Origin of the sequence: Streptomyces sp. NPDC001663, assembly GCF_042893105.1 — a bacterium.
Taxonomy (GTDB): Bacteria; Actinomycetota; Actinomycetes; order Streptomycetales; family Streptomycetaceae; genus Streptomyces.
Genome location: NZ_JBIAUR010000011.1, coordinates 1 through 13980, shown reverse-complemented (window position 1 = coordinate 13980; position 13980 = coordinate 1). Strand labels below are relative to the sequence as shown.

Sequence of the window (13980 nt, the reverse complement as noted above, 5' to 3'; positions counted from 1 at the left end):
GCACATGATCGACGCGTACGAGGATCCCGGGACGCCCGACTGTCGGGGCGGTTGGTACTTCCTGTGGTGGCTGGTGAAGTGCCAGTGGGGCAGATGTCTCGCCGGGGCGGCGCTGGCCAGTGTGTGGATGGTGCTGATGGCGGCGGCGCCGTACCTGATGTCCCGGGCCATCGACGACGGTCTGGTGCCGGGCCACCTCGGCGTCCTGGCCTGGTGGACCGTCGTCCTTTTCGTGGTGGGTGCGGTCAACTCATGGCTGAGCATCATGCGCCACCGCACGATGACGCGCGTACGGATGGACGCCAACTTCCGCACGGTCAAGGTGGTCGTCGGGCACGCGGTGAAGCTGGGCGCCGCGCTGCCGAGGCGGGCCGGGGCCGGCGAGGTCGTCACGATCGGCGTCGGCGACGTGCTGACGATCGCCCAGTCCCTGACCGTCGTCGGCCCCGGGGCCGGCGCGGTGGTCGTCTACGCGGTCGTGGCCGGACTGCTTCTCTCCATCTCGGCACCGCTGGCCGCGGTGGTCCTGCTCGGCGTGCCGCTGATCGCGCTGTGCGCCGGGCCGCTGAGCGTACGGCTGCAGGGCGTGGAGACCGAGTACCGGCAGCGGCAGGGCGTGCTGACCGCCCGCATCGGCGACCTCGCGGGCGGCCTGCGCGTCCTCAACGGCCTCGGCGGCAAAGGCCTGTTCGCGGACGCGTTCCGCCACGACTCGCAGCGGCTGCGGGCCCAGGGCTACCGGGTGGGCTCGGTGGCCAGCTGGATGCAGGCGTTCGGCGTGGGCCTGCCGACCCTGTTCCTCGCCCTGGTGACCTGGCTGGCGGCCCGGCTGGCCGCCCAAGGGGACATCAGCGTGGGCGAGTTGGTGGCGGTGTACGGCTATGTCGCGGTGCTGGTGGGCCCGGTGGCGTTCTTCGTCCAGATGACCTACGAGTTGGGCCGCGGCGTGGTGGCCGCACGTCGCGTCGTACGCCTGCTGGAACTGGAACCGGAGCCCGACGAAGGCACCCAGCCCGGCCCCGCGGAGCCGTCCGCCCTGCACGACCCCACCTCGGGCGTACGGGTACTACCGGGCCACCTCACCGCCCTGGTGGCGGCCCGCCCGTCCGACGCCGAGGCCGTGGTGGACCGCCTCGGACGGTACGCCCCGTCGACAGCGACCTGGGGTGGGATCCGGCTGGACTCGATCCCGATGGCTGAGGTCCGGTCACGCATCCTGGTGGCAGACAACGAGGCCGCCCTCTTCGCAGCGACGCTGCGCGAAGTACTCGGCGGCCCGGCAACTCCCCTCAGGGGCGCGGGGAACTGCGCGACCAGCCACACACAACCCGCAGTCGCCAGACAACAACCCGAGGCACCCTCCGAGGCGCACATAACCCAGGCCCTACACGCAGCTGCCGCCGACGACATCGTCCAGGGCCTCCCCGAAGGCCTGGCCTCTCCGATAACCGCACAGGGGCGAAGCCTCTCCGGCGGTCAACGCCAACGCATCCGCCTGGCCAGAGCACTCACGGCCAACCCCGAGATCCTGCTCGCCGTGGAACCGACCTCCGCCCTCGACGCCCACACGGAGTCCACCGTCGCCGCCCGCCTCCGCGAGGCCCGCGAGGGCCGCACCACGGTACTGACCACGACCTCCCCCCTGGTCCTCGACCGGATGGACACTGTGCACTACCTGGTCGACGGCAAGGTCGCAGCCACCGGAACCCACAGACGCCTGCTGGAAGAGGAACCCGGCTACCGCGCACTCGTGGCCCGGGACGTGGACGAGGAGGTCGTACGGTGACGCCCTCCACAGGCCACCTGCCCGTCGCCGAACCCGCCGCCGTACGCCGAGCCATGCTCCGGCTGATGCGCGCCGACCGAAAAGCCTTCGCCACCGCACTGACACTGAACGCACTGGCAGCCGCAGCCGGCCTCGCCGGACCGTGGCTGCTCGGCCGCATCGTGGACGAGGTACGGACCGGTCACGGCGTCGCGGCCGTCGACCGCCTGGCCTTCGGCATCCTCGTCGCCTCGCTGGCCCAACTGCTGCTCGCCCGCTGGGCCCGCTACGTGGGCCACCGCTTCGGCGAGCGCACCCTCGCCCGGGTGCGCGAGGAGTTCGTCGACCGCGCACTGGCGCTGCCCGCATCGGTCGTGGAGCGGGCCGGCGCCGGCGATCTCACCGCGCGCGGGACCGCCGATGTGGGCATCGTCGGCACCACGCTGCGGGACGTCGGGCCCGAACTGCTGGTCAGCACCGTGCAGGCGCTGTTCGTCATGGGCGCCGTCTTCGCGCTCGATCCGCTGCTCGGTCTCTTCGGCGTACTCGGGCTGACCCCCATCTGGTTCGCGCTGCGCTGGTATCTGCGCCGGGCCCGCGACGGCTATCTCGCGGAGGGTGCGGCCACCTCGGAGGTCGCCGAGATCCTCGCGGCGACCGCGTCCGGTGCCCGCACGGTGGAGGCCTTCGGGCTGCAGGCGCGGCGGACGGCGGCGAGCCGGGACGCGCTGGAGACGTCCCGGCGCACCCGCCTCTACACCCTCTTCCTGCGCAGCGTGTTCTTCCCGGCGGTCGAGGTGTCGTACACCGTGCCCGTGGCGGGAGTGCTGCTGGTGGGCGGGGTGCTGCAGGCGCGCGGCACGGTGGGGCTCGGTGACGTGGTGGCGGCCGCGCTGTACCTGCGGCAGTTCACCGAACCGCTGGACCAGATCCTGATGCGGGTCGAGCAACTGCAGAGCAGCAACGCCTCGTTCGCCCGCGTGGAGGGCCTGGCCGCGGCCCCGCGGTCCGCCCCGGACGACGGCTCCCCCGCACCCGCCGACGACCGCATCGACGTGTCAGGCGTGCGGTACGCCTACGACCGCGGCGGCGAGGTGCTGCGCGGTGTCGACCTGACCGTGCGGCCCGGGGAGCGGCTGGCGGTGGTGGGACCCTCCGGCGCCGGGAAGACCACGCTGAGCAGGCTGCTCGCGGGCGTCGACGCGCCGACCGAGGGCACGGTGACGGTCGGCGGAGTGCCGGTCGTCGACCTCGGCCCCGAGCAGCTGCGCCGCCAGGTCGTCCTGGTCACCCAGGAGCACCATGTGTTCCTCGGCACGGTCCGCGAGAACCTGCTCATCGCCGAACCGGCCGCCACCGACGAGGAGTTGTGGGCGGCGCTCACGGCGGTCGGCGCCGACGGCTGGGTACGGGAGCTGCCGGACGGGCTCAACTCCCGGCTCGGCGAGGGAGGTTCGCGTACGGACGGCTCCCAGGCCCAGCAACTCGCCCTCGCCCGCGTCGTCCTGGCCGACCCGCACACCCTGATCCTCGACGAGGCCACGGCGCTGCTCGACCCGACGACCGCCCGGCACACCGAGCGCGCGCTGGCCGCCGTACTGGAAGGCCGCACCGTCATCGCCATCGCCCACCGCCTGCACACCGCGCACGACGCGGACCGGGTCGCAGTGATGGAGGACGGCCTCCTCACCGAACTCGGCACCCACGAGGAGCTGGTGGCGGCCGAAGGGGCGTACGCGGCGCTGTGGGGCACATGGCACGGAGACCGTGCCTGACCGATCAACCTCCGGTCCGGATACCGAACATGAACCACCGGACAACGAACCATTTCCGGCCAACTTCCTGACGCGCTCCTGACAGGGCGCAAATCTCCTGCCACCCTTCCCACAGCTTCAACACAGCAACCCCACAGCTCCACCCCAGTTCTGCCCGGACGGTCGACCCACCGTCCGGATCTCCCCTGGCCGCGTGACCCGCGGCCACGCAGAAGGAGTCAGTGTTGAGAAGCAGTTCCTCTCGCAGACGCACCTCCCACATCGTCGCCCTCGCCGGCGTCACAGCCCTGCTCGCCGCGGCCGTCCAGTCGGGCGCCGCATCCGCCGCCACGGAGAAGGCACCGTCGGCGTCGGTCAAGGGCAACCCGGCCCACGCGGCCGTGAAGCTCTCCCCCTCGCAGCGCGCCGAGCTGATACGCGACGCCGACACCGCACGCGCGCAGACCGCGAAGGACATCGGTCTCGCCGCCAAGGAGCGGCTCGTCGCCCGTGACGTCGTGAAGGACGCCGACGGCACGCTGCACACCCGCTACGAGCGCACCTACGACGGCCTGCCGGTCCTCGGCGGCGACCTGATCGTCGACACCGCCAAGTCGGGCGCCACCAAGCGCGTCATCAAGGCGACGAACGCGTCCCTCAAGGTCTCCGACGTCACCCCGGACATCACCAAGGCGGCCGCCGAGCAGCAGGCCGTCAAACGCGCGAAGGCCCTCGGCGGCAAGAAGGCATCCGCCGACGCGGCGCCGCGCAAGGTGATCTGGGCGGCGAACGGCAAGCCGGTCCTGGCGTACGAGACGGTCGTCGGCGGCTTCCAGGACGACGGCACACCGAACCAGCTGCACGTCATCACGGACGCGACCACCGGCAAGAAGCTGTACGAGTACCAGGCCATCGAGAACGCGACCGGCACCGGCAACACCCAGTACAGCGGCACGGTCTCGCTGACGACGACGCAGTCGGGCTCCAACTACAACCTGACCGACGGCGACCGCGGCAACCACAAGACGTACAACCTGAACCACGGCACGTCCGGCACCGGCACGCTGTTCTCGCAGACCAGCAACACCTGGGGCAACGGCACCACGTCGAACGCCGCGACCGCGGGCGCCGACGCGCACTACGGCGCCGCGACCACCTGGGACTTCTACAAGAACACCTTCGGCCGCTCCGGCATCAAGAACAACGGCGTCGGCGCCTACTCCCGCGTGCACTACGGCAACTCGTACGTGAACGCCTTCTGGGACGACGGCTGCTTCTGCATGACGTACGGCGACGGCTCCGGCAACGCGGACCCGCTGACCTCCCTCGACGTGGCCGGCCACGAGATGAGCCACGGCGTCACGTCGAACACCGCCGGCCTCAACTACAGCGGTGAGTCGGGCGGGTTGAACGAGGCGACCTCCGACATCTTCGGCACCGGTGTGGAGTTCTTCGCCGCCAACTCCTCCGACGTCGGCGACTACCTCATCGGCGAGAAGATCGACATCAACGGCGACGGCACCCCGCTGCGCTACATGGACAAGCCCAGCAAGGACGGCTCGTCCAAGGACAGCTGGTACTCCGGCATCGGCGGCATCGACGTGCACTACTCGTCGGGTCCCGCGAACCACTTCTTCTACCTGCTGAGCGAGGGCAGCGGCGCCAAGGTCATCAACGGCGTCAGCTACAACTCGCCCACCGCGGACGGGCTTCCGGTCACCGGCATCGGCCGGGACAAGGCCCTGCAGATCTGGTACCGGGCGCTGACCACCAAGTTCACGTCCACCACCAACTACGCGGGCGCCCGCACCGGCACCCTCGCGGCGGCCGGTGAGCTCTACGGCACCACGTCCGCCGAGTACAAGGCGGTGCAGGACGCGTGGGCGGGCGTCGCGGTCGGTTCGCGCTCCGGTGGCGGCGGCGGTGGCGGCACGTCCTTCGAGAACACCGCCGACGTGTCGATTCCGGACAACGGGGCCGCGGTCACCTCGTCCATCACCGTGTCCGGCCGGACGGGCAACGCCCCGTCGAACCTTCAGGTTTCGGTCGACATCGTCCACACCTGGCGCGGCGACCTCGTCATCGACCTGGTGGCGCCGGACGGGTCCACGTACCGCCTGAAGAACTTCAGCTCCTCCGACTCGGCGGACAACGTCAACGAGACCTACACGGTCAACGCCTCCTCCGAAGTCGCCAACGGCACATGGAAGTTGAAGGTCCAGGACCAGGCGGCCCAGGACACCGGCTACATCAACAGCTGGAAGCTCACCTTCCCGTAGGCCCTGCCCGCAGGGTCCCGAGACAGGGCGCCGCCCCGGTGGTTCGACTCCCCGGGGCGGCGCCCTCTTTTTGCCACGCACATGCCCATCGATGGTTTGCCCTTTACCCAGGTCAAGTCCGTTTACATTCCGGCAATGTTCACCCGAGGGTCGGTTTTCGGCCAACATCACTTGGGGGTCCTGACATGTACGCGCCTTGGTGTCACTCTTCCTCACAACCGCCGCACAACTTCACAGCAACTCCGGACGGCCACCCCACGGCCGCTTCGGACTCCCCCACCACAAGGAGCTTGTGTGACCCCCCTCTACGCGCGTCACAAGCGCTCGACTCTGGCCATCGCAACCGCCGTTGCCGCCGGAGCCCTGCTCACCACCGGTCTGACCACCGGTACGGCCGCCGCCCAGACCCCGGTGGAGACCTCGGCCAAGGCACCCCTCGCCGCCGCGCCCACCGCGCTGTCGGCCGGGGCCCGCACCTCGCTCATCAAGAAGGCGCAGGCCGACGTCGCCGAGACGGCGCAGCAGATAGGCCTCGGCACCAAGGAGAAGCTGGTCGCCAAGGACGTCGTGAAGGACGTCGACGGCACGCTGCACACGCGCTACGAGCGCACGTACGCGGGCCTGCCGGTCCTCGGCGGCGACCTCGTCGTCCACACCGCGAAGTCGGGCAAGGCCGAGGGCGTCACCAAGGCGACGAAGGCCGCCATCAAGGTCGCCTCGCTCAAGGCGACGGTCACCCCGGCCAAGGCCGAGAAGCAGGCGGTCAGCGCCGCCAAGACGCTGGGCTCCACCAAGTCCGCGGCCGACGGCGCCCGCAAGGTGATCTGGGCCGGCTCCGGCAAGCCCGTCCTCGCCTACGAGACGATCGTCGGCGGCCTGCAGGACGACGGCACCCCGAACCAGCTGCACGTCATCACCGACGCCGCGACCGGCAAGAAGCTCTTCGAGTACCAGGGCATCGAGAACGCGACCGGCACCGGCAAGACGCTGTACTCGGGCACCGTCAGCCTCACCACCAACCTGTCGGGGTCGACGTACCAGCTGTACGACACCTCGCGCGGTGGTCACAAGACGTACAACCTGAAGCACAGCAGCAGCTCCGGCACCGGCACGCTGTTCACCGACGCGGACAACACGTGGGGCACCGGCGCCGCCTCCAGCTCCACCACGGACCAGACCGCGGCCGCCGACGCCGCGTACGGCGCGCAGGAGACCTGGGACTTCTACAAGTCCACCTTCGGCCGCAGCGGCATCAAGAACAACGGCGTCGCCGCCTACTCGCGCGTCCACTACGGCAGCTCGTACGTCAACGCCTTCTGGGACGACAGCTGCTTCTGCATGACCTACGGCGACGGTGAGAGCAACACCCACCCGCTGACCTCGCTGGACGTGGCCGGCCACGAGATGAGCCACGGTGTCACCGCGAACACCGCGGGTCTGGACTACTCGGACGAGTCCGGCGGCCTGAACGAGGCCACCTCGGACATCTTCGGCACCGGGGTCGAGTTCTACGCCAACAACTCGTCCGACAAGGGCGACTACCTCATCGGCGAGAAGATCGACATCAACGGCGACGGCACCCCGCTGCGCTACATGGACAAGCCCAGCAAGGACGGCGGCTCGGCGGACTCCTGGTCCTCCTCCGTCGGCGACCTGGACGTCCACTACTCGTCCGGTGTCGCGAACCACTTCTTCTACCTGCTGTCCGAGGGCAGCGGTTCGAAGACGATCAACGGCGTGACCTACAACTCGCCGACGTCCAACGGCTCCACGGTCACCGGCATCGGCCGGGACAAGGCGCTGCAGATCTGGTACAAGGCGCTGACCACGTACTTCACGTCGACGACGAACTACAAGTCGGCGCGTACCGGCACGCTTTCGGCGGCGTCCGCGCTGTACGGCTCCAGTAGCACCGAGTACAAGGCGGTGGCCGCGGCCTGGTCCGCGGTCAACGTGAGCTGACCCGAGGGGGGTTGGCGGGCGGCACCCGGGGCGAAGGCACTCCCGGGCGCCGCCCTACTCTTGTGTCCCATGCGCCTGGAGGACTTCACCTACGACGACGTCGGCGGCACCCGCCGCGGCGGTTTCTGCCCGCCGGGCTTCCGCCCGCTGCATGTGCGCACGCGCATCGGCGAGGGCGAGAAGGTGTTCCGCAGAGCCTCGGAGGCGGTGCTGACCTGGGAGATGCACCGGGAGCTCGGCGTGGGCATCGACGCGAGCGCACCGCGCGCCGCCGAGGACGTCGACGTCACCGTCACCCTCGCCGGAGTGATCAAGGCGCCGTGCCGCATCGTCTACACGGTCGAGGAACCCCGCCGCACCGGCTGGGCGTACGGCACGCTGGCCGGCCACCCGGAGTGCGGCGAGGAACTCTTCGTCGTGGACCGCACCGGTGACGGCACGGTCTGGCTGACGGTCTCGGCGTTCAGCCGCCCCGCGAAGTGGTACGCCCGGGCGGGCGGACCGGCCACACGGGGCCTGCAGAACGCGTACGCACGGCGCTGCGGAAAGGTTCTCCAGCAGCTGTGCGCGCCCCTCTCCGAGGACTAGACCGTCACCGGAACAACACCCCCGCCCCGTCGGCCGTCTCCTCCGAAGGCACCGCCACCAGCCCCAACTCCGCGCCGGACGCGAGGAGTCGGTGCGTGGGCAGGATACGGACCGTGTAGCCGTACGGCCCGGTGCGGTCCAGGGAGAGCGGGCCCTCGTACACCCAGCGTCCCTCGGGGTCCGGTCCGCCCGCCGGTTTCAGCGGGACCGTCACGGCGTCCGCGATGCGGTCCTCCGGGTCGACCCGGCCGGAGACGACCTGGACCTCCACGTCGTCCGGCCCGAGCTCGCCGAGGCCGACGCGCACCCGCAGTCCGAGGGTGGTGCCGAGTTCCGCGGTGGCCGTGGCGGCGGACGTCTCCACGTGGTCGACGGTCACTCCGTGCCAGGCGTCCCGCACCCGCCCCTTCCAGGCGGCGAGTTCGCGCGCCGAGTCGGGGACCATCGCCCGGTGGGCGTGCGCGGCCGGCGTGTAGAGCCGCTCGACGTACTCGCGGACCATGCGGCCGGCCAGCACCTTCGGGCCGAGCAGGGTGAGGGTCTGGCGGACCATCTCGATCCACCGGTCGGGCAGACCGTGCTGCCCGCGCTCGTAGAACCGCGGGGCCACCCGCTGTTCCAGCAGGTCGTAGAGGGCCTCGGCCTCTATGTCGTCGCGGCGGTCGGGATCGGTGCCGACGCCGTCCGCCGTCGGGATCGCCCAGCCGAAGTCGGGCTGGAACCACTCGTCCCACCAGCCGTCCAGGACGGACAGGTTGAGGCAGCCGTTGAGCGCCGCCTTCATCCCGCTCGTCCCGCACGCCTCCAGCGGCCGTAGCGGGTTGTTGAGCCAGATGTCGCAGCCGGGGTAGAGCTTCTGCGCCATCGCCATGCCGTAGTCCGGCAGGAACACGATCCGGTGCCGCACCCGCGGGTCGTCCGCGAACCGCACCAGCTCCTGCACCAGCCGCTTGCCGCCGTCGTCCGCCGGGTGCGCCTTGCCCGCGACGACGATCTGGATCGGCCGCTCGGGGTGCAGCAGCAGGTCCATCAGCCGGTCGCGGTCGCGCAGCATCAGCGTCAGTCGTTTGTACGACGGCACGCGCCGCGCGAAGCCGATGGTGAGGACGTCCGGGTCGAGGACCCCGTCGATCCAGCCCAACTCGGCGGTTCCCGCGCCGCGTTGACGCCAGGAGGCGCGCAGTCGCGCGCGGACCTCGTCCACCAGCTGCTCGCGCAGGTTGCGGCGCAGCTCCCAGATGTCCTGGTCGGCGATGTCCCCGACCGCGTCCCAGCGGTCCGAGCCGCCGACCGTCAACGCGTCCTCGGTGCGCTGGGCGCCGATCTGCCGGGCACCGAGCCGGAACACCTCGGGGGCGACCCAGGTGGGCGCGTGCACCCCGTTGGTCACGGAGGTGATCGGCACCTCGTCGGGGTCGAATCCCGGCCACAGCCCGGAGAACATCTCCCGGCTGACGTGCCCGTGGAGCAGCGAGACGCCGTTGGCGCGCTGGCCCAGGCGCAGGCCCATCACGGCCATGTTGAACAGGTTCGGTTCGCCGCCGGGGTAGGTCTCCATGCCGAGCCGCAGGATGCGTTCGACGTCGATGCCCGGGAGCTCGGCGTCGAGGCCGAAATGGTGGGCGACGAGTTCGCGGTCGAAGCGGTCGATGCCGGCCGGGACGGGTGTGTGCGTGGTGAAGACGGTCCCGGCCCGCACCGCCTCCAGTGCGGAGTCGAAGTCCAGCCCCCCGGCACAGAGCTCGGCGATGCGCTCCAGCCCGAGGAAGCCGGCGTGGCCCTCGTTGGTGTGGAACACCTCGGGGGCGGGGTGGCCGGTCAGACGGCAGTACGTCCGTACCGCGCGGACCCCTCCTATGCCCAGCAGCATCTCCTGCAGCAGCCGGTGCTCGCTGCCGCCGCCGTAGAGCCGGTCGGTCACCTGTCGCTCGCCGAGGTCGTTCTCCTCGACGTCCGAGTCGAGCATCAGCAGCGGGACGCGGCCGACCTGGGCGAGCCAGATACGGGCGTGCAGCTGCCGGCCGCCGGGCAGGGCGAGGGAGACCTGGGCGGGGGTGCCGTCGTGCTCCTCGAGGAGGGCGACGGGCAGCTCGTTGGGGTCGAGGACCGGGTAGTGCTCCTGCTGCCAGCCGTCCCGGGACAGGGACTGGCGGAAGTAGCCGTGCCGGTAGAGCAGCCCCACGCCGATCAGGGGCACGCCGAGGTCGCTGGCCGCCTTGAGGTGGTCGCCGGCGAGGATGCCGAGGCCGCCGGAGTACTGGGGCAGGGCGGCCGTGATGCCGAACTCGGGCGAGAAGTAGGCGATGGCCGCGGGGAGTTCACCGGACTGGGTCTGGTACCAGCGCTCGCCGCTGACGTAGTCGCTGAGATCGTCCGCCACCGCGGCCAGCCGGCGCAGGAAGCGGCGGTCCTCGGCGAGCTCCGCCAGCCGCGCCGGCGACACGCTGCCCAGGAGCCGTACGGGATCGCATTCCGAGGCGGCCCAGCGCTCGGGGTCGACGGACTGGAACAGGTCGCGGGTCTCCGCATGCCAGGACCAGCGCAGATTGCGGGCCAGGTCGCTGAGCGGCCGCAGGGGTTCGGGGAGAACGGGTCGGACGGTGAATCGACGGATCGCCTTCACTTTCCACCTCGACGCGTGTGTCGCTGTGCGGACGCACAACGGTGTGCGCCTCGTCGTCAACCTCGACGGTATCGGTGCAGGGGGTTCCGTAACCACGCCACGTCCAAGAGCACGACACAGTCGTACACAGACCGAAAAGCGCCGCAACCTTCACGGGTCCCCCATGGCCGACATGGCCGATTCCGCCCCCGTAGGCCCCCTTGTGGGCCTCTACACCGCACGAGAGGCTGCCAAGTGGAGTCAATGGAGGGGAACTGACCATGGCACGGACGCGAACACGGCGTCTGCGCTGGACTGGGGGGTTGACCGCGGTGGCCTGTGCTGCCGCGCTTTCGGCCATCACCCTGCCTGCGCACGCCGCACCGGAGGGGCAGATACTCGGCGCCGGTGAGCCCGGTTCCGTCAGCGGAAGTTACCTGGTGACACTCAAGGGGGGAACGAAGGCTCCGTCGGCGACCGGAAAGGACATCGCCGAGAAGTACGGGGCGAAAATAAGCCACACGTACGGCACGGCCCTCAACGGCTATGCGATCAGGGCCAACGAAAGACAGGCCAAGCGCCTCGCGGCCGACTCACAGGTCGCCTCCGTCGCCCAGGACACGCGCGTGTCGCTCGACCACACGCAGAAGAACCCGCCGTCCTGGGGTCTGGACCGGATCGACCAGCCGAACCTGCCGTTGGACAAGAGCTACACCTGGCCCGAATCGGCGGGCAAAGGGGTCACCGCCTACGTGATCGACACCGGCATCCGGATCACGCACAAGGACTTCGGCGGCCGCGCGAGCTACGGCTGGGACTTCGTCGGAAACGACAAGACCGCCGCCGACGGCAACGGCCACGGCACACACGTCGCCGGCACGATCGTCGGCAAGACGTACGGCGTCGCCAAGCAGGCCAAGGTGATCGCCGTCCGCGTCCTCGACAACGACGGCTCCGGTACGACGGCGCAGGTCATCGCGGGCATCGACTGGGTGACCAAGCACGCGAAGAAGCCCGCGGTCGCCAACCTCAGCCTGGGCGGCTACCACAACGCCCAGCTGGACGCCGCCGTACGCAATTCCATCAGGTCGGGCGTCACGTACGCCGTCGCCGCGGGCAACGACGGTCTGCCGGCCGCGCTCTACTCCCCGGCGGACGTGAAGGAGGCCATCACGGTCGGGGCGACCGACAGGACGGACGCCCGGGCGAGCTTCTCCAACTTCGGCTCGGCCGTGGATCTCTTCGCCCCCGGCGTGTCGATCACCTCGGCGTCGTACGCGAGCGACACCGGCAAGGCGACCTTCTCCGGTACGTCGATGGCGACGCCGCATGCGGCGGGCACGGCCGCGCTGTATCTGGCCGACCATCCGAAGGCCACGCCGGCCCAGGTCTCCAAGGCGCTCACCAAACTGGCGGTGTCCGGGAAGATCTCCGGCCGGGGACTCGGTTCGCCGGACGAACTGCTGCAGGTGCCGTCGTCCTGACGGAGGCACTATGGGACCGGCCCCGTTCGTTCACGAACGGGGCCGGTCTTGTGTGTGGACATACGCGTGAGTAGTTAACAAAGTGCCGGAATGCTCACCCGAATAGGGTGGGAAGGCTCCTCCGGGTACCTTGCACGACAGACACCACGCAGGACCCCCTCCCCATAGTCATCCGCCCACCCACGTTGACGCGGACAGGAGCGGTCATGCCCGCCACGCACCACTCGTCATCACCCCCGACGCGCAAGCCCGAAGCGCCCCCCGTGCGTCCCGCCACCGCCGGACCGCCGGCCCCGGAGCCACCCTCCGCGGGCGACACCGCCGGTATCGGGCGCATACCCGTCCTCGACGTCCGCCCGGTCGTCCAGCACGGGCGCCGGCCGGCCAAGGCCGTGACCGGCGAGTCGTTCGAGATCTCGGCCACCGTGTTCCGCGAGGGCCACGACGCGGTCGCCGCCAATGTCGTCCTGACCGGCCCGGACGGCCGCCCCGGCCCCTGGACACCGATGCGCGAGCTCGCCCCGGGCACCGACCGCTGGGGCGCCACCGTCACCGCCGGCGAGCCCGGCCGCTGGACCTACACCGTGGAGGCCTGGGGCGATCCGGTCACCACCTGGCGCCACCACGCCCAGATCAAGATCCCGGCCGGGATGGACACGGAACTGGTCCTGGAGGAGGGCGCCCGGCTGTACGCGCGTGCGGCCGACGGCATCCCCGAGGGCAGCGAGCAGAACGTGATTCTCGCCGCCGTCGGCGCCCTGCGGGACGAGAGCCGCCCGGCCGCCTCGCGCCTGGCGGCGGCGTTGACGCCGGAGGTGGATGCGGTGCTGGCCCGCCATCCGCTGCGGGAACTGGTCACCGCCTCGCAGACCCTGCCGCTGCTGGTGGAACGCGAACGCGCCCTGTACGGCGCCTGGTACGAGTTCTTCCCCCGCTCCGAGGGCACCGAGCAGATCCCGCACGGCACCTTCCGCACCGCCGCCCGCCGCCTCCCGGCGATCGCCGCCATGGGCTTCGACGTCGTCTACCTGCCCCCCATCCACCCCATCGGCACCACCTTCCGCAAGGGCCGCAACAACACCCTCTCCCCCGGCCCGGACGACGTCGGCGTGCCCTGGGCGATCGGCTCCCCCGAGGGCGGCCACGACGCCGTCCACCCCCAGCTGGGCACCATCGAGGACTTCGCCTGGTTCGTCCGCGAGGCCCGCGGCCACGGCCTGGAGATCGCCCTCGACTTCGCCCTGCAGTGCTCCCCGGACCACCCCTGGGTGCACAAACACCCCGAGTGGTTCCACCACCGCCCGGACGGCACCATCGCCTACGCCGAGAACCCGCCGAAGAAGTACCAGGACATCTACCCCATCGCCTTCGACACGGACATGGACGGACTGACCGCGGAGACGCTGCGGGTGCTGCGGGTCTGGATGGACCTGGGGGTGCGGATCTTTAGGGTGGACAACCCGCACACCAAGCCGGTCGTCTTCTGGCAGCAGGTGATCGCCGACATCAACGCCACCGACCCCGACGTGATCTTCCTGGCGGAGGC

General features: G+C 70.6%; 8 protein-coding genes. 7 read left to right on the top strand and 1 reads right to left on the bottom strand.

The genetic code is table 11. The annotated features are described in order from the left end of the window. Positions 1-4 precede the first annotated feature (4 nt). The 5 genes from ACFY1L_RS32350 to ACFY1L_RS32330 all read left to right on the top strand — a co-directional run bounded on the left by ACFY1L_RS32350 (position 5) and on the right by ACFY1L_RS32330 (position 8348). Positions 5-1786, top strand: a complete 1782-nt coding sequence (locus ACFY1L_RS32350; RefSeq protein ID WP_388831924.1) for an ABC transporter ATP-binding protein — start codon at positions 5-7, stop codon at positions 1784-1786. Positions 1787-1839: 53 nt separating this feature from the next. Beyond that, positions 1840-3540 carry an ABC transporter ATP-binding protein gene (locus tag ACFY1L_RS32345; protein ID WP_388832733.1) on the top strand — a complete coding sequence of 567 codons (1701 nt, stop codon included), beginning with the start codon at positions 1840-1842 and terminating at the stop codon, positions 3538-3540. A gap of 224 nt (positions 3541-3764) precedes the next feature. After that, positions 3765-5798 (top strand): M4 family metallopeptidase, encoded by a 2034-nt coding sequence (locus ACFY1L_RS32340; RefSeq protein ID WP_388831922.1) that lies wholly within the window; start codon positions 3765-3767, stop codon positions 5796-5798. A 294-nt stretch (positions 5799-6092) separates the two neighbouring features. Further along, the gene (locus ACFY1L_RS32335; protein WP_388831921.1) at positions 6093-7760 is read left to right on the top strand and encodes a M4 family metallopeptidase; all 1668 of its coding nucleotides are present in this window, start codon (positions 6093-6095) and stop codon (positions 7758-7760) included. A 69-nt stretch (positions 7761-7829) separates the two neighbouring features. After that, on the top strand, positions 7830-8348 hold the full coding sequence (locus ACFY1L_RS32330) for a DUF1990 domain-containing protein (RefSeq protein WP_388831919.1): 519 nt from the start codon (positions 7830-7832) through the stop codon (positions 8346-8348). 4 nt (positions 8349-8352) lie between these two features. Here ACFY1L_RS32330 and ACFY1L_RS32325 read toward each other — a convergent pair whose 3' ends face one another. Continuing rightward, on the bottom strand, positions 8353-10971 hold the full coding sequence (locus ACFY1L_RS32325) for a glycosyltransferase family 1 protein (RefSeq protein WP_388831917.1): 2619 nt from the start codon (positions 10969-10971) through the stop codon (positions 8353-8355). Positions 10972-11231: 260 nt separating this feature from the next. Here ACFY1L_RS32325 and ACFY1L_RS32320 point away from each other — a divergent pair, with 260 nt between their 5' ends. Together ACFY1L_RS32320 and ACFY1L_RS32315 are read left to right on the top strand one after the other, a co-directional pair. Further along, complete coding sequence (locus ACFY1L_RS32320) at positions 11232-12434, top strand: S8 family peptidase (RefSeq protein WP_388831915.1); 1203 nt, start codon at positions 11232-11234, stop codon at positions 12432-12434. 206 nt (positions 12435-12640) lie between these two features. Continuing rightward, positions 12641-13980, top strand: a 1340-nt coding sequence (locus ACFY1L_RS32315; protein ID WP_388831913.1) for a maltotransferase domain-containing protein, incomplete at its 3' end; no start/stop codon positions are given.